Source organism: Xanthomonas sp. DAR33341 (assembly GCF_003992815.1).
GTDB classification, from domain to species: domain Bacteria; phylum Pseudomonadota; class Gammaproteobacteria; order Xanthomonadales; family Xanthomonadaceae; genus Xanthomonas; species Xanthomonas cissicola.
On sequence record NZ_QEYV01000015.1, the window covers coordinates 14822 to 35837 of the forward strand.

5 protein-coding genes are annotated in these 21016 nt (G+C 63.3%); 3 read left to right on the plus strand and 2 right to left on the minus strand.

The window, feature by feature from the left end:
• Nucleotide 1 precedes the first annotated feature (1 nt).
• On the minus strand, nt 2–1900 hold the full coding sequence (pgaB, locus tag EO156_RS03625) for a poly-beta-1,6-N-acetyl-D-glucosamine N-deacetylase PgaB (protein ID WP_026006834.1): 1899 nt from the start codon (nt 1898–1900) through the stop codon (nt 2–4).
• Nucleotides 1882–3840, minus strand: a complete 1959-nt coding sequence (gene pgaA / locus EO156_RS03630; protein WP_016849015.1) for a poly-beta-1,6 N-acetyl-D-glucosamine export porin PgaA — start codon at nt 3838–3840, stop codon at nt 1882–1884. The genes pgaB and pgaA overlap by 19 nt, the downstream gene beginning before the upstream one ends.
• 732 nt (nt 3841–4572) lie before the next feature.
• Between pgaA and EO156_RS03635 the strand changes: the two genes are divergently transcribed.
• The 3 genes from EO156_RS03635 to EO156_RS03645 all read left to right on the plus strand — a co-directional run bounded on the left by EO156_RS03635 (nt 4573) and on the right by EO156_RS03645 (nt 20793).
• Nucleotides 4573–6273, plus strand: a complete 1701-nt coding sequence (locus EO156_RS03635; protein ID WP_026006833.1) for a ShlB/FhaC/HecB family hemolysin secretion/activation protein — start codon at nt 4573–4575, stop codon at nt 6271–6273.
• 70 nt (nt 6274–6343) lie between these two features.
• Nucleotides 6344–20542, plus strand: coding sequence for a hemagglutinin repeat-containing protein (locus EO156_RS03640; protein WP_230577940.1), 14199 nt, complete (start codon nt 6344–6346; stop codon nt 20540–20542).
• Nucleotides 20539–20793 (plus strand): hypothetical protein, encoded by a 255-nt coding sequence (locus tag EO156_RS03645; protein WP_014090036.1) that lies wholly within the window; start codon nt 20539–20541, stop codon nt 20791–20793. Before EO156_RS03640 ends, EO156_RS03645 begins: the two co-directional genes overlap by 4 nt.
• The last annotated feature ends 223 nt before the right edge of the window (nt 20794–21016 follow it).

Sequence of the window (21016 nt, forward strand, 5' to 3'; positions counted from 1 at the left end):
GTCATCGCTCGAGATAGGGGAATTGGCGAGCCGAGATGGCTTCGCGCGCTTCGGGCAGAGACGGATGACCACCGATGAAATCGTCAGGGTAATACGCCAGATGACGCACGCCGGCTGCCAGCAGCAGCTTGCTGTGCGCGAGCAACACTCCGTCGGGCAGCGGTTTGCCGCTGCGCCAGTCGACCGTCTGCAGTTCGAAGATGGTCTTGTCGAAACCGCGCGGCTGTTGGCCGACGCGTGTGGCCAGCTGCGTGAGCCAGGCATTCGCGTCGTTGGCTTGCTCCATGTACGGCATCGCCATCAGCGCGGTGTAGTCGTACGCGCTGGCAAAGGCCTCCAGACGCTGCGCGAACCAGGCCTCGCTGTGCGGTTCCAGCACCGGCTGTGCGAACAGATTGCGCACCGTCACCAGCTTCGGCCGCCAGCGTTCGGCGGCGGCTTTCAGTTCCTGGGTGAAGCCGATCAGTTGCTGCGTGCGCTTGGCCGGGTCGCCATTGCCGTAGGCCGGTATTTCGTCGTCGCGCAGGTAGGCATCGTCATGGAACAACAGACCTTCGAAGTAGGTATTGGCCGCGAGGTCTTCGTAGATGTCTGCCACCAGCTGGCGGGTGCGCGGGTTGCCTGGATCCAGGCGCGGCACATCCTTGGGGTCGTTACCATGAATCTGTAATGCGGCTTGTTGCTGCGCGTCGGGCAGATGGAAGCCGAGCACCGGCAACCAGGCGAAGACACGTACGCCGGCACGCGTGCGCAGCTGCCAGGCGACACGCCCGAACAGATCCGCGCGCATCGGGAGATGGCGGTTGGGGAAATACAGTGCATCTGCAGCGCCATCGCCATCCGGGTCGGCAAACGCTTGCAAGAACACATGGCTGGGGCCGATGTCCTTGACGCGCTGTACCAGCACATCGAGGTTGCGCTCCAGCTGTGCCGGGTCCGGGTCGTAGACATAATCCAGATCGACCTGGATCGCACGCACGCCGTCACGCGACAGATCACGCCGCAGTTCGCCAGCGAGATCGCGTACGTCGGGATTGTTGAACAGCAGCAGGCGGCCCAGGCTGGCCAACGATTGACCATCTACACGGTCGCGACCCTGCTGGCCGATATCGGCCTCGTGCGAGCGGCCTTCCAGGTCGAAGCTAAGCGTCATGCCCAGGCGCGCGGCGATCTCGTTGCTGGCGCGGTTGTAGGCAGCGTAAGGCCACACCATGGCGCGCGGCGGTTTGCCCAGATGCGCCACCATTGCGTCGCGACTATGGCGTAGATCGGTCTCGATCCGCTGACGATAATGCGCTTCGCTTTCGTACCCGTTGCCGACATCCCAGCGCCGCGTGACCGCTGCCGGGGTTTCATTGCCGAACGGATTGCCCGGGATGCCTTTATGCAGGTCATCGCTGTGCGACCCGATTTCGACCAGGCCGCTGTCCTGCATCTCGCGCAACTGTGCCCAGGTGACGAAATCGTCGCGGGTGAAATCGCGCGGGCCATAGGGCACGACCTGACCAGCCGGCAGTTCCACCCAACTGGTCACCGGCGCGACCAGCGCCGGATAGCCGTAGGCCTGCAGCAACGGGAACACCCGTGTATAGACACTGCGCAAGCCATCGTCGAAGGTCAGCAGCACCGGCCGCGAGGGCAGGGCACGCTTGCCGGCACGTGCATCGAGCACCTGTTGCACGCTGACCGGGTGGTACGCATGCGAGCGCAGCCAATCCAGATGCGCGGCGAAATTGCTGGTGGACACCGCATAGCGATCGGGGTCGCCCTTGGCGGCGACGTCGTCGCGAATATCGTGGTAGCTGAGCACGAGCAGGCCCGCCTGCGCCGACGAGGCAAACGTCATCAGCAACAATGCGACCAGCAGCAGCGGCAGGCGGATCACGGCGTACCTCCCCATCGGAAATCAAGGTCCAATCCAAGTTGTTGTTCGCGCTGGCCGTCGTAGACCGGGCGCGACCAACTCACGCCGTAGCTCAATGCGCTGCCATCGCCCAGCGACCACAGATGGCGATAGGCAAGCGCAGGTACCCAGCGGCTGCCGAAGCCGGACTGGTAGGTCGGCCCGGCAGTCACTTCCAATCGCTGCCGAAACGCGTCGTCGTACCGGCGCCAGCCGATCTGTTCGATCCGTACGCCGGCGGCAACTGCAGAGCTATGGCGTGGATTGAAGTAGTCGACCGCGCGGTCGTCTTCGGCGCGCCCGGCCGAGGCGGCGAACAGCCCATCGACCAGGACATGCGGGTTGGCCCACAGGCGTTGGCTACCGGAAAGATCCAGCTGATCGCGTCGATTGCCGTCGCTATAACGCAACTGGCGTGCCTGCAGTTCCCACCGGCTTTCGTCGCTGGGCGTCCAGCGCACGGCAGCGCCGATGCTGTCGCCGGTGATGCCCAGGCGGCGCGCCTGCAGCGAGGCCTCCGGGTCGCGTGTGCGCCAGGCGACGCTGCCATACCACGCATCGGAAAAGCGCCAGCCGGCATCCAGCGCCCAGGCAGTGCCGTCGCGATCGAAATCATCCAGGGCGCGGCCGCCGTACGCGCTGAAATCCAGGCGGTCGTAGCGGTAATGCGCACCCAGCCAGAAGCTGCGGTAACGCACGCGGGTGTCCTGGAAATCCGCCCAGTCATCGCGCGCGCGCAGGCCCACCCGCCAACGCTCGCCGAGTAACGGCGATTCGGCTTCCAGCAGCGAACTGCCAAAGTGATTGCCGAGCGGCGAGGTGCTGTTGGTCAGCGTGTCATTCTCGCTGCGTCCCCAGGCATGGCTCAGGTGCACCTGCCAGCCTCGTTGACGTTCCAGCGATGCGCCAAGCCGTTGCAGGCCGGCGTCGTCCGGATACTCCTGTTGCAGCGACGCGAACGCGGCATCCGCAAGATCCAGGCGATCAAGATCGCGTTGCGCTTCCACCACGCCGCTGCGCGCCTGTTTCTGATGCGGATCCAGCGTCAACGCCATCCGATTGCGCTGCAGTGCCCGCGTGGTCTGGCCGCGACGCGCTTCGATCGATGCCAGTGCCGCTTGTAGCTCGGCATTATCCGGGCCAATGGCCGCACGCTCGCGCAGCAATGCCTCCGCACCGCGATTATCGTTGGCCGCAGAACGTGCGGTAGCCAGCGCGATATCGGCGCTGAAGCGGTCCCAGTTTTCGTAACCGCTGGTGGCACCTTCCCGGCGCGGCCATGGGGCTTGCGTGGCGGCCAGGGATTCGAATAGCGGCATTGCTTCGTCGAAGCGTTCCTGCTCCAGCAATGCGTAGCCCAGCAGCAATTGCGTATTGAAGTCGTTCGGTGAGTGCTGCAATGCTTGACGAAGCACGCTTTCGGCTTCGGCAGGGCGGCGCAGCCCCATCAGCGAATCGCCCACCGTCGGCAGCACGTATGCCGGCACATCGACGCCTTCGGCACGCAGCGCCTGATAGTTGGCGATCACATCGCGGTGCCGCTGGCGTTGATTGAGCGCGACCAGGCTGTCCACGCGCAATCGTGTCGCTTCCCAGGCAGCCTGTGGAGGCGCGTCGCGCTGGATGCGAGCTGCATTGGCCAGCGCCTGATCGGTCTCGGCATAGCGATGCGCAGCATCCACCGGCTCGGCGCTGGCCCAGCCGATCATGCGTGCGACGCGGTCGTTATCCAGGCGCTCGCGTTCCTGCTGCGAAAACCAGTCCGGATGCCGCCACATCGCCTCGGCCGCGAGTTGCGCGCTGCCGAGGTCGCTGAGCGTGAGCGCGCGCATCGTGTAGGCGCCTCTATCGCGTGGGTCGGCATGCAAGACCCGCTCGTAGATGGCCAAGGCGTCCGCGTAGCGTTGCCGGCCGCGAAATTGCTCGGCCTGCTGCATGGGGGTGAGGGCAGTGGAGGCACCAGACACGTCCGCAGACCGCACTTCGCCGCTGTGCGCCTGTGGCACACATGCGGTGAACAAAGCGAGGCTGAGCAGAGGAGTGAGTGCGCCTGTACGGTCAGGACGACCGCGCTGCACGTGATTGCGTGAACAGGGGGAGGGGGAGATTCACGAGCGATCCCGGCTATGAAGTCCGGCGATACTGGGTATGCCGCAGTAAAGAGCATGTCATCACAATGTGGATGAGATGTTCATTGCTTCAGTTTGTTTGGCCTGGAACTGGTCTTGCCGTTTGAATGCGCGCGGGGGTTCATAGCAGGTGGCTAAATTTGTCCGCAGCGGGTTTTTATTCCTTATCTTCATTCAGAATTAATATCCTGGGCACGATCTCATCCCGCACATATGCCTGAAGAAGCATCTAACAGATGCTCCGGCTTATTTGCACGATGGCAGACATTGCAAATACGTAGGGTCCCTGATCATTGATTTGATGACGTGGGCGAGTCGTCGCTAATCCGCGTTTTAAGTGATTTTCATCACAAAATTAGAAAGGTCGGGTTTTTCTTACAGGGTGGCCCCTACATGGCGCGTTGACCGTTTTTTAACATTCCGTCACAGTTACACCGCATTTCAGCGTGCTGATGGATTGCGCCGCCGCTTTGGTGGCCAGGTACGTTGATGCGGGTGACGGCGCGCAGTAGCGCGACCGCCGCACAGGGGGCAGGACAGATGTGGATGCGATCGGCGCCCTTGGCGCTGGCGGTTTGCCTATGGGCAATCGCCGGGCTGGCGGCTGCACAACAGTCGGCACCGACAACGCTGGATCGGCAGGAGCAATTGCGCCAGGCCGAGGAGATTCAGCGTCGCCAGGAACAGGAGCGCCAGGCGCCCTTCGCCGGCCCGCGCGAGGAAGCCGACCGTGTGGACGCGCGCAGCACCGTGCTGCCCAAGGACGACCTGTGTTTTTCGATCACGCGCGTGCGCCTGTCCGGCGCGGGCGATGATGCGGCGCGCTTTGCGTGGTTGTGGACGTCGCTGCGCCGTTACCAAGGCCGCTGCATCGGGCGCGCCGGTATCGACATCATCCGGCGCCGCGCATTGGATCAGTTGGTTGCACGCGGATTGGTCACCACCCGCATCGGCGTGCCGGAACAGGATCTGTCGCGCGGCGAGCTACGTTTCGCACTGATGCCCGGCCGTTTGCGTGCGGTGCGCGTGGTCTCCGACACCGAAGGCGCGCACTGGAAAACCGCATTGCCGCTTCGCACGGGCGATTTGCTGGATTTGCGTGCCATCGAGCAAGCGGTAGAGCAGTTCAAGCGGCTGCCATCGCAGGACGCCAAGATCGATATCGCGCCGGGCGAGGCACCGGGCGAATCGGATCTGGTGATCACCTTGCAGCATGGGCGGCGCTGGCGCGGTGTGGCCAATGCCGACGATTCAGGGGTGGAGGCGACCGGTCGCGTGCAAGGTGGATTGGACGTTTCGCTGGATAACCCACTGGGTCTCAACGATCTGCTCAGCATTGGCTACAGCCATGACTTGGCCACGCGCGACGAAGAACGCGGCACACGCGGCAACAGCCTGAGTTACAGCCTGCCATGGGGATGGTGGACGTTTGCGCTGTCGGCATCGTCGTACCGCTATCACCAGCGCGTGGACGGGTTCTTGCAGACCTTCCGGTCCAGTGGCGAGTCCGGTAACGCGCAGCTGGATATTCAGCGCGTGCTGCATCGCGACGGCGCCAGCAAGACCTCGGCCGGTGTGGTGATTGGCCGGCGGCGTGCGCGCAGCTATCTGGATGGCGTGGAGATCGGCATCCAGCGCCGAGATACCAGCAGCGCGGAGTTCTACCTCACGCATCGGCGCTATCTGGGCGCGATGCAGCTGGACATGCGTCTGGCGCATCGGCGCGGCACGCCGTGGTTCAACAGCCAGTGGACCGGCTACGACCCGCAGATCGGCTTCCCCACATTTCGCTATGGGGTGACTACGCTGGACATCAGCACGGCGCTGCCGTTCAAGCTGGGCCCGGTGCCGATGGCGTGGGAAAGCAGCCTGCGTGCACAGACCGCTGGCGAACTGTTGCTGGGTTCGGAGTTCGTCACCATTGGTGGCCGTTACAGCGTGCGCGGTTTCGACGGCGAGGCGACGCTCGGGGCGGAAAAGGGCGCGTACTGGCGCAATACCCTCAGCTTCTCTGTGCAGCAGATCGGGTTGACGCCCTACCTGGGCCTGGACGCCGGCCGCATCGATGGCACCAGCGCCAACGGGCTGCGCGGCCGCAGTCTGGTCGGTGGCGCGGTGGGTCTGCGTGGCGGTTGGTTCGGCGCCAGCGTCGATGCATTTGCTGGTTGGGCGATTCACCGTCCCGACGGATTTGGAAGTGCGCAGCCGGCCTACGGCGCGCGTGTGATTTACCAGTTTTGACACGGATCGCGTCGCCAGCCGGCTGCGCGTTTGTTGATGGATGACGCCAACCGGCGGCGAGAGAGAAACGATGGACAACGAAGCGATGCGCGTGCGTGGTTACCTGGCCGAGCAGGGCAAGCGTGCGCTTGCACTGTTGCTGTGCTGCACGACCACCTGGACATCGTTTCCGGCATGGGCGCAGGTTGCGCCAACCGCCAACCCTGCAGGGCAAACGCCCGGTCAGCAGGTCGCTGCCAATGGCGTGCCGGTGGTGGACATCGTCGCGCCCAATGCGCGCGGTATTTCGCACAACCGTTACAGCAATTTCAATGTCGGCCCGAATGGGCTGATCCTCAACAACAGCGCGCAGATCTCCAAGACCGAGCTGGGCGGTTACGTTGCCGGCAACGACAACCTGCAGCGCAGCGGCGCTGCGTCGTTGATCCTCAACGAAGTCACCTCGGGCAGCAGTCGCCTGCAGGGCTATACCGAAATCGCCGGTGCGAAAGCGCAGTTGGTGATCGCCAACCCCAACGGCATTTCCTGCGATGGCTGCGGCTTTCTCAATACCTCGCGCGTCACCCTGACCACCGGCACACCGAACCTGGGCAGCGATGGTGCCTTGAACGGTTTCAGCATCACCGGCGGTGCGCTGAGCATCGGCCGCAACGGTCTGGACGCGTTCAACGTGGATCGACTGGATCTGCTGTCGCGTCAGCTCAGCGTAGACGGCTCGATCTGGACCAGGGAGCTGGTCGCCGCCGCTGGTGCCGGACGGGTGAATTACGACGGCATGCTGCTGGACGTCCTGCCAGGTGCCGACGGCGCCGCTCCTGCGATCGGTATCGATGTGGCGCAATTGGGCGGCATGTATGCCGAACGCATTCGCCTGATCGCCACCGAAGCCGGCGTCGGCGTGGTGAGCCGCGGCACGTTAGCCGCGCAAAGTGGCGACCTGCAGATCGACAGCGCTGGGCAATTGAGCCTGAGTGGAACCAACGTGGCACGCGATGGCGTGAATGTGCGTGCCACCGGGGCGCTGGATCAGCGTGGCGTGCTCGGCTCGCAGCAAGGCGAGGTGTCCCTGCGTGCGGCCAACATGACGCTTGCAGGCGACCTGGTCGCCGCCGGTGCGCTGGATGCGCAAGCCGGTGGTGTGGTGAACCATGTTGGCCGCAGTAGCGCGGGGGCGATCCGTCTGTTCGGTTCGCAACTGAATGCCGATGGCAGCTTGCACACCAACGGTGCGCTGGACCTGGGCGCTGATGGATTACTGAGCAGCAGTGGTGTGGCCTATGGCGGCGCGGGCGCGAATTTGCGCGCAGCGCAGATTGCATTGTCCGGTACCTTGCAGAGCGGCGCGGCGATCGCGCTGAATGCCACTGCCATCGACGCGCTAGGCACGCTGGATGCGGCAACTGCGCTGCAGATCAACGGCAATGGCGATGTGCGTGTGGCTGGATTGGCGCAAGCCGGACAGGGGACTGATGTACGTGCGGGTGGGCGCCTGGAACTGCAGGGGCAGCTGATCGCAGCCGATGCGCTTGCGTTGAACGCAGCGTCGATCGACATCGCACAGCGCGCTGCGGTGTCTGCAGGCAACGATCTGGATCTGCATAGCGCCGGTGCAGTCAACAACGCCGGTAGCGCGTATGCCGGCCGCGATCTGCGGTTACAAGCTGCCAGTGTCACCGCTGCAGGCAGTCTGTCTGCCGCACGCGATGCGCAGCTTTCTGTTGAAGGCCAATTGCTCAATAGCGGCACCATTGTCGCAGGCAATGCATTGAGCGCGGACGCGGCGCAGCTGCAAAGCAGCGGCGATATCGGCAGCCAGCGTGGCGATGCCACGTTGCGCAGTCGCGGCAATCTGGGCCTGAGCGGCAATACCGTTGCAGGCGGCGCATTAGCATTGGATGCCGCAAGCGGCGCCCAGGTGTCGGGCACCGTGAACGCGGCCAGCGTCAACTTACGTAGCGGCGGCGATGCCAGCCTCTCCGGCGCGCTGCAGAGCACGCGCGGCGCGCTGACGGTTGCCGCGGCAGGTGAGCTTGCAAACGATGCCGTCGTACGTTCGGCAGGCGCGCTCGATCTGCAGGCCGATGGCGCGCTGCGTCAGCGCGGCCAACTGCACAGCGATGGCGGGTTGCAACTGCGTGGCGGCAGTGTCGCCCATCACGGCCTGATCGATACTGGCGGTGACCTGCGCATCGCCAGCGTTGGGGCGCTGGCATTGGACGGCACCGTGCAGAGCGCAGGCAGTACGACCTTGACGGCGGCCGGCGCGCTGGATAACAGCGCAAGGGTGGTCGCTGCTGGTCCACTGCAGGTGGATGCGGCCAGTCTGCGCAACGCGCAAGGCGCGGCATTCTCGTCTGGTGCCGATGCGCAGTTGCGTATCGGCGGCACGCTTGAGAATGCCGGCAGCGTGTACGCTGCCAACGCATTGCAGATCAGTGCCGATTCCTTGATCCAGAACGGAAGCGTCGGCTCAGGCAACACGCTGTCCGCAACGGTTGCCGGCACGTTCGACAATGCCGGCAATGTGGTGGCACGCAATGGGCTGCAGATCGATGCCGGCGACTTGCGCAACAGCGGCCAGCTCGGCAGTGAAGCTGCAGGCGTCGTCTTGGGCAGCCAAAGCAATATCGCATTGCAAGGTGTGGTGGCTGCCGCAACCACCTTGCAGGCCAGTGCCGCGCGCGATCTGGAGCAGTCCGGCTCGCTGGAGGCGCAATCCGTAGCGCTGCGAGCAGGCGGCGACCTCGGCGCGAGCGGCACGCTGCACTCTGCCTCGACGTTGGACCTACAGGCGCAACGTGCATTGACTTTCGCTGCGCAAGCCCAGGCTGATGGCGACATCAGCATGCGCGCTGCCACGCTGACGACAAGCCAGGATGCGGTCCTGCAGGGCGCCGGTGCGATTGCATTGGATAGCGGCACGATTCATAGCCGCGGCAAGCTCGATGCAGGCAGCGATCTGCGTGTACGTAGCCTGGGCGACCTGACGCTGGCGGGCGTTGCGCAGGGCAGCGGCGATGTTGAGCTGACGGCTACCGGGGCGCTGACCAATGCAGCACAGGTCTTCGCCGGGCGCACCCTGACCGCGCAGGCACAAAGCCTGGAGAACACCGCTGCCGGCGTATTGGCCGGCGATGGGGATGTGGCACTCACCGCGGCAGCACAGTTGAGCAACGCCGGCCGCGTGCAGGCAGCCGGCGACCTGCAGATGACGGCGGCAAGTCTCGATCAGAGTGGCAGCGCATCTGCCGGCAAGACCTTACGCGGCACAGTTGCCGGCACGCTGGATAACCGCGGCAACCTGATCGCCAAGGACGCGCTGCAGATCGATGCAGGCAGGTTGCGCAGCAGCGGCCAATTGGGCAGCGAGCTGGCCAGTGTTGCATTGAGCAGCCAGGGCGCGATGCAGCTAGACGGTGTGGTTGCAGCCGCGACCGCATTGCAGGCATCGGCTGGCGGCGACCTGCAGCAAGCTGGTTCGCTCAAGGCGCAGTCGATTGCGTTGCAGGCCGGGCAAGACCTCACTGCCAATGGCAGCCTGCAGTCCGCATCCACGCTGGATCTGCAGTCACAACGCACGCTTGCAGTGAACGGTCAGGCATCCAGTGCGGCCGATGCCACGCTCAATGGCGCAACCATCGCGGCCATCGCTGCGGCGGTGCTGCAGAGCGGTGCGTCGATTACCTTGGCAGGCGACAGCATCGAGAGCTGTGGTGCGCTCGATGCAGCGAATGATTTGACTCTACGTAGTGCGGGCGATTTGACGCTGGGCGGCGTAGCGCAGGCCGGCCGCGACATTGCGCTGACCGCAACAGGTAATTTGAACAACGGTGCCCAGGTGATCGCCGCGCGCGATCTGGGCGTGCAGGCTGCCAGTGCCACCAATGCGTCTGACGCAACCCTGGGTGCCAAGCGCGATTTGCGCGTCGACGTTGCCGGGGGGCTGGACAATCTCGGTAGCCTGCATGGAGAGCGCGGACTTTCGCTGACCTCCGGGTCGCTGTTGCAGCGCGGTCGTGTCTATAGCGGCGATGCGCTGTCGATCGCTTCCAACGGTGCGTTCGAAAACGCAGGCCAGTTGGTTTCTGGCAAAGCGTTGAGCATCACCGCCGGCAGCATTGTCAGTAATGGCCAGCTGGGCTCGGTGACCGGCGCGGTGACGCTGACCAGCCAGAACGACATCGCGTTGCAAGGCGTGGTGTCTGCCGCGACCACGTTGCAAGCCACGGCAGGGGGCGACCTTTCACAGGCAGGGACGCTCAGCGCACAGACCGTCGCGCTACAGGCTGGCCGTGATCTCGTTGCCGGTGGCACCCTGCAATCGGCTTCCACGCTGGATGTGCAAGCACAGCGCACGCTGAGCTTGAACGGGCAGGCGCAGGCCGGGACAGATGCCAGCCTGCATGGCAATCGCATCGCAACCGGTCGCGATGCCGTGCTGAAAAGCGGTGGTGCCATCACCCTGGACGGCGCCGCAGTCGACAGCCGTGGAACGCTGGATGCCGGGACGGATCTCGCAGTCCGCAGCACAGGCGATCTTGCCCTGGCGGGTGTTGCGCAGGCCAACGGCGATGTCGTGTTGAGCGCCAGCGGTGCACTGGGTAACGCCAGCCAGGTCTTCGCGGGCCGCGACCTCTCGCTACAGGCAGGTTCGATCAACAACGCAGCAGCCGGCGCACTTGCGGCAGCGGGCGGCGTCACGCTGGCGACAGGTGCATTGCAGAACGCCGGCAGCCTGCAGAGCAGCGGCGATCTGCGGATCACTGCAGCCAGCATGGACCAGAGCGGCACTGCTGTCGCTGGCAAGGCGCTGACCGCCACAGTCACCGGCACGCTGGATAACCGCGGCAGCCTCATCGCCAAGGATGCATTGCTGGCCGGAGCGGGCACGTTGCGTAGCAGCGGCCAACTCGGCAGCGAAGCGTCGACGGTGACGTTGACCAGCCGGGGCGATATGACCTTGCAGGGCGTGGTCGCAGCAGCCAGCACGCTACACGCCGACGCTGGCGGCGATCTGCAACAGGCCGGTTCGCTCAAGGCGCAGTCCATCGCGCTGCAGGCCGGGCGCGATCTCACTGCCGCAGGCTCGCTGCAATCGGCATCGGGGCTTGATCTGCAGGCGCAGCGCGTACTTACGTTGAACGGCCAGGCGGTGTCCGCAGCGAATGCAACCCTGCGTGGCATGCAGATCGCGACCGGGCAAGCGGCAGTGCTGCAAAGCGGCGCTGCGATCAGCCTGGACGGCGCAGCGATCGACAGCCGTGGTGCACTCGGTGCCGTCACCGACATCGATCTACGCAGCACCGGCGATCTGGCGGTTGCAGGCGTGGTGCAGGCAGACCGCAACGTGGTGCTGAGCGCAACCGGCGCGTTGACCAATGCCGCGCAGGTCGTGGCCGGCGATGGATTGACTGCGACCGCAACCAGCGCGAGTAACACCGCGACGGGCGTGCTGCTTGCGCAAGGCAATGCCACGCTGTCCATTGCTGGCCTGCTCGACAATGCCGGTGCCGTGCGCGCCGGTCATCAACTCTCGCTTGGTGTCGGATCGCTACGCCAGACCGGTCAGGCCTATGGGCTCCAGCGGCTTGGTGTCAGCGCCAGCGGTGCGGTGGATAACCGGGGCGATCTGATCGGCGGCAATGCGTTGCGCGTGGAAGCAGCACAGCTGAGCAGCAGTGGTCAGTTGGGCAGCGAGCGTGGCGATGTGGCATTGATCAGTCGTGGCAACCTGCAGCTCGATGGCCGCTTGGCATCGGCAGGGGCGCTCACGGCACAGGCCGATGGCGCGCTGACGCAAAGCGGCAATTTGAGCGCAGCCAGCACACTCGACCTGCGATCCAAAGGTGATTTGACCGTAGCCGGCCAGGTCGCGGGTCAACAACTCACACTCGTCAGCGATGCGGTTGTACGCCAGCAGGGCACTGTCAGCGGGACAACGGTCGATGTGCAGGGCGCGCGCATCGAAAACGCCGGGCAAACCACTGCAGCGGGCAATCTCAGCCTTCGTGCAGGCGAGATCGGCATCACCGGTACGGTGGGTGCTGGCATTAACGCAGACGGCAGCCTGGGCAGCGGAAGCATGCTCAGTCTGGTTGCCGATCGTCAGCTCGCTGCCTCCGGCACACTGTTGGCAGGCGGCAACCTCACCGCGCAGGGCAGTCAGCTGCAGTTGGCCGGCGCCACCACGCGTGCCACCGGCAATGTGGCACTGACCAGCGGCGGTAGCCTCGATCATCGTGGCGGCAATCTGCTTGCGGGCGGCACGCTTACCGTGCAGGCCATCGGCGCTATCGACAATGGCCGCCTCAACAATGTGGGTGGGCAACTGCAGGCTAACCAGCTGAGCATCGATGGCGGAAGCCTGAGCAATGTCGGCGGTGGGCTGGTGCAGAGCGGCACTGGCGCGACCCGCGTGGTTATCGGGGGCGCCCTCGACAACACCGCCGGCACGCTCGCCAGCAACGGTCAGGATCTGACCATCACTGCTGCCAGCATCGAAAATGCCCAGGGCCGCATCGAGCATGCTGGCGCCGGCACGCTGTCGGTGACCAGCCGCGCTGCATTCGGCAACAGCAGTGGACGCATCCTGACGCAGGGTCAGCTGACCCTGGGCGCCAGCGGCGCCTTGAACAACCAGAGCGGCGCCATCGCGGCGGCAGGCGACGCAGGCCTGAGCGCAGCCAGCCTCAATAATCTGGCCGGGTCGGTGTCGGCAGGGACATTGAACGTGCAAACCAGCGGCGCAGTCGATAACCGTAACGGTCTGCTGCAGGCAAGCGGTGGTGCGTTGGCCTTGCGTGCCGACAGCCTCAGTAATGCCGGCGGTACCGTGCAGGCGGTTGCCAATGCGGGCGCAGGCGGCGGTTTGCGCGTGGAAGTGAACCGCAGTCTGGACAATGGCAACGGCACGATCGGTGCCAGCTCCGATGCGGTGATCATTGCAGAAAACATCAGCAGCATCGGCGGCAATCTGCAGGCCGGTCGCGACCTCGGCATCACCGCACGGGGCCAGTTGGACAATCATCAAGCCGGCAAGCTCAGCGCCGGCCGTGATCTGAATGTTGCGGTCACCGGCGCGTTGCTCAATGGCGGCGGCCAGCTCGATGCTGGCAATACCTTGACCGCCTCTGCCGGACGGATCGACAACGCCCAAGGCAGCATCGTCAACAACGGCAGTGGCCTGACCCGCATCACCACTGGCGGCGCATTGACCAACACCAGCGGCAATCTGGGCGGGCGCGGCAGTGTGGTGATCGATGCGGCCAGCATCGCGAACAATAGTGGCCAGCTGGTGGCAGGCGGCGACCTGATCGCCAATACCAATGCCTTGAACAACCAGGGCGGCAGCGTTTATGCCGGCGCCAGCTTCCTGCTGCAGCGCGCAGGTGCCACGCTCGACAACCAGAGCGGCAAGATCAAGGCCGAGCAATCGGTTCGTTTGAACCTGCAGAACCTGAGCAATGCCGGTGGCCAGATTGGCGCAGGCAGCGTGATCGGCGGCGCTGGCGATGTGCTTATCGACACGGTCGGCTTCGACGGTGGCGGCAGCATCCTCGCGCAGAACCTGCTTGATCTGACGCTGCGCAGCGACTACACGCACCGCGCCGGCGCCGACCTGGTCAGCAACGGGAACTTCAACCTGCGCGTGGGCGGCAACCTGGTCAACGAGTCCACGCTCAAGGCTGCGCGTACCCTGGATATCACCGCCAGCAGCATCACCAATCGCGGCGGCGCCAACATCGTCTCCAACGATACCCGTCTCAACGGTGGCAACGTCATCGACAACGCCGGCAGCGTTTCCGGCAACGGGGCGTTGTCGCTCGTTGCCAGCAGCGTTTACAACACCGGCAGCATCGTCGGTGGCAATGTCTCGGTGAATACCGGCACGCTGGTCAATGGCGCCGATCTGGGTGGCGCCACCGACAATGCGGCCTATGGTTCGGCCCTGCTGGGTTCCACCGGCAACATGAACCTGATCGTGCGCGATCAGTTGCTCAATCGCGATGCGCGCATCTTCAGCCTGGGCAATATCGCGATTGGTGGGGCGCAGGATGGTGGTGGCACCTTGGTATCGCGCACCGGGGTGGTCAATAACCTGTCGGGCAGTATCGAGGCCGACGGGAGCATCTTGATAGCGACCAACCAGCTGAATAACCGGCGTCGTGTCGTTAACACAACCAGCGTTTCTACCGATCCCGGCAAAGATGGTGTGTATGCGGGTGGTGAGCTGATCGAAGGCAAGGCGATCCGGAACATCCAGGGAGCCCGGGCCCCCTATCCTTACAAGGGGCTCGCGCCGGGTATTTATCGCAACTATCAGGTGATCCAGCAGGAGCAGCTGTCTTCCGCAAGCGCCGAGGGACGCATCGCGGCGGGCGGAAACATCCTGCTGTCGGGAAGCGTGACGAACAATGCCTCCACCATCGCTGCAGCAGGCGTGTTCGCTGCCAACCAGCGCGGTCTTGGCGGGCTCTCGGACGGGATGATCGTAGGCGGCGAGCAGCTACTCAACCAGGCGCTGGCGTTGAATCAGACGGTTCGACAAAGCGACGTGGAACACATCGTCACCGCGATCACCAACGACTGCATGCAGCCGGTCGGGCAGAAGGTCGTTTGCTATTACGAAGAAGAAGACCAGCGGCTGAGCTCCTCAACGGTCAGCAGCAGCTATATCGCCCTGGCCGCCAGCATGACCGGCAACCAAGGCGTCAGCCTCAACGGCGCCAACATCAGCAACGGCGCGGTCGGCAGCGATGGTCGCAGCATCAGTGGTGCCTCACTGAATGGTGTGGGCGCGCAAGGCGGCTTGAACGGTCGCACTACGCAAAGCGCCGTTGGTGTGGGCGGTCAGGCCGTGGTTGGCCGCGCCAACGGCGGCGCGGGCAGCATCCGCGTTGCGACAGGGACCAGCGGCAGCGCAAGCACGCAAGTCGGGGCCAACACGCAGGACGCCACGCTCGCCACCTCGGGCGGCATCGTCAAGATGTCGGTCGCACCGGTGATGTCCAACGACAGTGGGCTGGTGCGCAGCAGCGTCGATCAGACGCATGTGCAGACCACCGCCGCCGGGACCGGTGTCACCGCAGGTGCGAACCAAACCCGCACGCGTGTCGATCCCGCCACCATCCCCGTCACCAACATCGTCGGCGGCAGGCAGACCTCGCTGACGCAGATCGATCTGCCCATCGGCGGCCTGTATCGCCTGTCCAATGGCACGGCCACCGACCGCACCGCGATGGGCCGCGCGGCAACCGGTCTGGGCGGCATCAACGCCTGGCGCAGCAACGGCCCGGGCCGTCGCTACCTGATCGAGACCGATCCGCGCTTCGTCAATTACGACAACTTCATCAGCAGCGATTTCCTGCTGGACAAGCTGGGTGTGGACCCGGAGTGGACCCAGACCCGGCTGGGCGATGGCTTCTACGAGCAGCGCCTGGTGCTGGACCAGATCACTCAGCTCACCGGCCGCCGCTATCTGGGCAACTACGCCGACGGCGTGGCGCAGTACCGCGCCTTGCTGGAATCGGGCGTGGCCGCTGCTGGCCAGCTGCAACTGAGCATGGGCGTGGGTCTCACCGCCGCGCAGGCCGCTGCACTCACGCAGGACATCGTGTGGATGGTGGAGCAGGAGTACCAGGGCCAGACCGTGCTGGTGCCGGTGGTGTACCTGGCATCGAACTCGCTGCAGTTGCGTGGCAATGGCGCCTTGATCGCCGGTGGCAACGTCGAGCTCAACGCCACCAACACCCTGAGCAATCAGGGCGTCATCGCCGGCGCCGACGTCAGCGTCACCGCCGGCAACCTGCTCAACCAGGGCCGCATCAGCGGCACGGGCAGCGTGACGCTGGAAGCGCGTAACGACCTGCTCAATCAAGGCCAGATCCAGGGCCGCGATGTCGCGTTGGTAGCCGGCAACAACCTGGTCAGCGAAGCATCCAAGGCCATCAACGGCGTCGGCATCCTGTCCGGCATCAGCGCTAGTAACACGCTGCAATTGATGGCCGGCAACGATATGACCCTGACCGGCACCCGCGTGCAGGCGGGCGGCAGCGCAGCGTTGATCGCCGGCAATAACCTCAGCCTGACGCCCAGCGCCTTGCGTGGCGACAACGGCCTGCTGCGTGGCGGCGATGTCGTATCGGTGACCACGGGCAAGGACCTGATCGTCTCTGCAGGTAACGACCTGCAGTTGCACGGTGTCACCATCAACGCTGGCGGCAGCGCAGCCCTGCAGGCGGGTAACGATCTCTCGCTGACCCCGACCACCGGCCTGGATGGCAAGGTCGCCACCCGTACCAGCATCAACACCGGCGACAGCCTGCAACTCACTGCAGGCAACGACCTGACCATCCGCCAGGCCGACGTGAAGGCCGGCGGCGACCTGATCGCTGCGGCAGGCAACAACCTCAACGTCGAGTCCGTGCTCAACGACAGCGAGACCGATAGCTACAAGACACGCGAAGGCAAGACGCGCGTCACCACCACCACGACCACGCAGACCATCGACCAGCAGGCGCTCACCGCTGGTGGCAACCTGATCCTCAGCGCCGGCAACGACGTCAACCTGGTCGCCGCAAAACTCGATGCAGGCAAGGACTTAGGGATCAGCGCCGGCAACGACATCAATGCCAGCACGCTGACCACGGTCGACACCAGCGACACGCTGGAAACGCGCAAGCGCTTCAAGCAAACCACCGCGACCCGCGACGAAACCGTCCACGGCACCGAGTTCAATGCCGGCGGCAACCTGGCGATGCAGGCCGGCAACGACATCACCCTCACCGCCGCATCGGCCGCCACCAAGGACGGCGGCATCACCCTGGCCGCCGGCAACGACGTCAACCTGCTCGCCGCCAGCGAGCAGCACGACGCCGTGCAGGACATGACCAAGAAGAAGAAGGGCACGTTCAGCAGCAAGACCACGACCACGCACGACGAGTGGCACGACAACGTCGCGGTCACCACCACGCTCAGTGGCGACACGGTGCAGATCGCGGCAGGTAACGATTTGCTGTCGCAGGGTGCGCAGGTCGCCAGCACCGGTGATGTGGTGTTGGCCGCAGGCAACAACCTCACGCTGGACACGGTGCAGAACACGCGCAGCGAGGAACACGAAAAAACCGTCAAGAAGTCGGGTCTCTACGGCGGTGGTGGATTTAGCGTCGCCTTGGGCGTGACCAAGAAAACCGACGGCCTGGACGTCACCGAGGTCACCAACACCGGCAGCCTGGTCGGCAGCACCGACGGCGCGGTGACGATGACCGCCGGCAACAAGGTGGCCATTACCGGCAGCGACGTGCTGAGCGCCACCAGCACCACCATCGTAGGCAAGGAAGTGACGATTGCTGCGGCGGAAAACACTGTGGATACGGTGCAGACGTCCAAGCAGCAGAGTGCGGGTATTACGTTGGGTCTAACCGGGGGCGTAGTTGCAGCAGCGGAAGCCGCCTACAGCGCGACCAAACGTGGTTCAGAGGTAGAGGATGACCGTCTAAAAGCACTCTATGCCGCCAAGGCGGGTTACGCCGTCAGCGACGGCGTGGCCGAATACCAGGCAGCTGCGGCCGCTGGCAGCAGTATGGGGGGCGTGAGTTTACGCATCGGTATTGGTGCCAGCAGTGCGTCGAGCAAGACGACCACGCATGAGGAAACCACGGGCGGTAGCCGCATCCTGAGCGACGGCAACGTCACCATCGCAGCGACTGGCGGCGACCTGAATGTCATCGGTAGCAAGATCAATGGTGAAAATGTCGCGCTCTCGGCAGCGAACGATCTGAACTTGCTGAGCAACTTGGAGACCAACACCAATAAGTCGGAGAACAAAAACGCCGGTGGCGAGATCGGTGTCAGCGTTGGTACTACGACAGGTGTGTATCTCACTGCCTATGCCGGCAAAGGCAGCGCCAAGGGCAATAGTGACGTACACGCTGAGAGCGTGGTGACTGCCAATGACAGGTTGACGCTGATCAGTGGTAACGACACTACGATCAAGGGGGCACAAGCAATCGGCGACAAAGTACTGGCCGACGTTGGCGGTAACCTGCTGATCCAAAGTGAGCAAGACACCAGCGACTACAAGAGCAAGCAGCAGCAGGCAGGTATGACGCTGGTATGGGGCTTTAGCGGCAGTAGCGCCAGCTACAGTCAGCAGAAGGTCAATAGCGGCTACACCAGTGTCAATGAACAAAGCGGCATCCAGGCCGGCAATGGCGGATTTGATATCACCGTTGGTGGCAATACGCACCTCGTTGGCGGTGCGATTGCAAGCACGGCGGATGCGGCGCTCAATCGCCTGTTAACGGAAAGCCTGACTGTAGATGATCTTCAGAACGAAGCCAAAGCAAAGGCATCGAACATCGGGGTGGGCGCGGGGACCAGTGGTGCAGGATTAGCGCAATCCGCCGCAAGTGCAGGGCTCAGTGCTCTGGGTAGTGCCAATAGCAATGCAACAAGTACGACTCGCAGTGACATTGCTGCGGGTGCTATTGAAATACGTAATAAGGATCTCAGCGCCCTGGAAGGTCTGGAACGCAACGCCTCAGTACTCGATGGTAATAGCGTCAAGGCAATTGATACGAACAAGTTGCAGGAAAAGGTCGAGCTGAGCCAGGTTGCAGGCGAGGTCGGATTCCGTACTGCCAAGGAAGTAATTGCTGCACGGCGCGACGCGGCAACAGAAGAGCTGAAGGCTGCCGCCGAGGACTATCAGGCAGCCACAACCGATGAAGAACGTGCGGCAGCAGTGGTGCGGCGTGACACGGCTCAATCCAGCCTCAAGCAGTGGTCCGATGGCGGCAACGCCAAGATGGCGACGCAGGTGCTGGCAGGCGTATTCCAGGCGAGCCTGGGCGGGGGCAGCGCTCTAGGGGCTGCTGCTGGTGTGGCTTCCAACGAAGGATTCCTGACCAAGCTATCAGCAATTATCAACAAGGGTGTGGATGGCGATGGTATTGCCCACGAAGGGGCGATGAACCTGGCCAGCATCGGCTTGGGTCTGATCGCTGGTGGTCTGGTGGGAGATGCCACGTCGGGCGCCATCGCTGCCAACACGTCCCAGCAATATGGCTACTACGACTACCGGGACGGTAAGCGACAGTTGTTGGCCTCCGATGCTCTGCGTGAGATGGCGGGCGGTGATGAAGCCTTGCTGCAAGGCATGCGTACGCTGATCAACGAGGCCATCAAGAATGGTGCAGATCCGGCCAGTCTTGCGGCTGCGCTGACAACGCCTGGCGTCGCCAACAACATGGCGGGCATGGCGCTGGTTGAAGCATCGGCCCAGAGGGAATACGGCACGAGTTTTGGTGCGCTTGGCTTGGAGGATCAGAAGATTCTTCTTGGAATGGTGGGCAAGGTCTATGTTGAAGGTGTGCAGAGCATTGGCCCTGATGGACAGCCTCTTGCTGCTGTTGGAAGTGTCGAGAAGCTACCAACAGTAGAGGTAGTCGGTAAATCGTCCGGTGGGCTCCTGCACGCTGGCCAGCTTGTCAGCGGAGTCATCGAGAGTGGTGGTCGCGGCGTTGAGAAGGCAAGCAACTGGCTGGGTCAAGACACGGCATTGGCGCTTGCTTACGTCGCGATGGCTGCTGCTGGCGGACCGGTCAAGACGGTTGCGAGTACGCTGTTCGAAAACTCTGCGCCAGGCGAGTTCCTGCTGAACAAGAAGCAGCAGTATCTGGTCGATCCGTTTGGTAATTTTCTTGGGACCTATGGCCTAGGAGCCCAGAACGAGCAGCAGCTTCAATCGGTACGGCCTGCCACCAATATGATGGCAGGGATGGGCGTCGACTCGATGGCGTCCGTTATTGGTGTTATCAGTACAGGGAAGGCAGCCAACAGCCTTCTTGAGAGTTCGCAGGGCATTGGAAAGAAAATTGATGACGCCGAAGGTAAGATTGTTTGGGTTGATGAAAAAGCTTCGATGAGTTCCAAGGCGCGCGATTATAATGACTCTGCCCCAGGTGCGCGATCAAATGTGGAAACCCAAGCATCGCAAGCGCCTTCAATCACGAGGACTATGCCAGATGGAACGGAACGGCCTGTCAAGTTCGACGGTGTTGACGCAGATGTGTTGGTGGATCGTAAAATATCAGTAGTTACCACGCCAAAGGCGAAAGATCAGGCGTTACGTCAATCTCAAGCTTTGTCAGAACAGGGTTTAACTGGTCGCTGGGAAGTGCCCACACAGGCGCAGGCTAATCGTGCAAAGAAAATGTTCGAAGAGCTTGGCATTAAAAACATAACTGTAGAGGTGGTTAAGCCGTGAGTGAAGTTAATAAAACTTTTGCCAAAGTTATAGCTAATTTTTGTAATTTTCTAGAGTTTTCTGATGCTAAAGTTGTCGATCAAGATGCGGCTGTTCAGATGATGGAGCAGTTGGCCTTTGAGCTGCAGGAACTTCCTGATATTGAAAGGGTTCTACTATGTTCTGATTTGGTTTCGGAATCTTTAAATTATGAGGGTGAGGTTGCCGATTTTGTGAAAAATCTTCCAAGCTCACTTGGTTTGAATGAGTAGAAATCAGATCGTCAAAGACGGAGACAATTAAGCGGCGGCCCTGACCGCCAGCCTGACCTGCAGTAAGGCATAGCAACAGCGGCAGCGCGCTCGGCGGCATCGGCGCACAGGACGGCCTGAGCGGCCGTGCCCGCCAAGCCGCAGAAGCTGTCGGCAGCTATGCGGCGACCGGTCGTGCCAGCGGTGGCGCAGGCAGCATCGTGTCGCTACCGGCACCAGCGGC

What these genes read in the sequence shown, in the direction of transcription:
- pgaB (WP_026006834.1), bottom strand. Translation starts at nt 1,900, where the DNA reads ATGGGGAGGTACGCCGTGATCCGCCTGCCGCTGCTGCTGGTCGCATTG.
- pgaA (WP_016849015.1), bottom strand. Translation starts at nt 3,840, where the DNA reads ATGCAGCAGGCCGAGCAATTTCGCGGCCGGCAACGCTACGCGGACGCC.
- EO156_RS03635 (WP_026006833.1), top strand. Translation starts at nt 4,573, where the DNA reads ATGTGGATGCGATCGGCGCCCTTGGCGCTGGCGGTTTGCCTATGGGCA.
- EO156_RS03640 (WP_230577940.1), top strand. Translation starts at nt 6,344, where the DNA reads ATGGACAACGAAGCGATGCGCGTGCGTGGTTACCTGGCCGAGCAGGGC.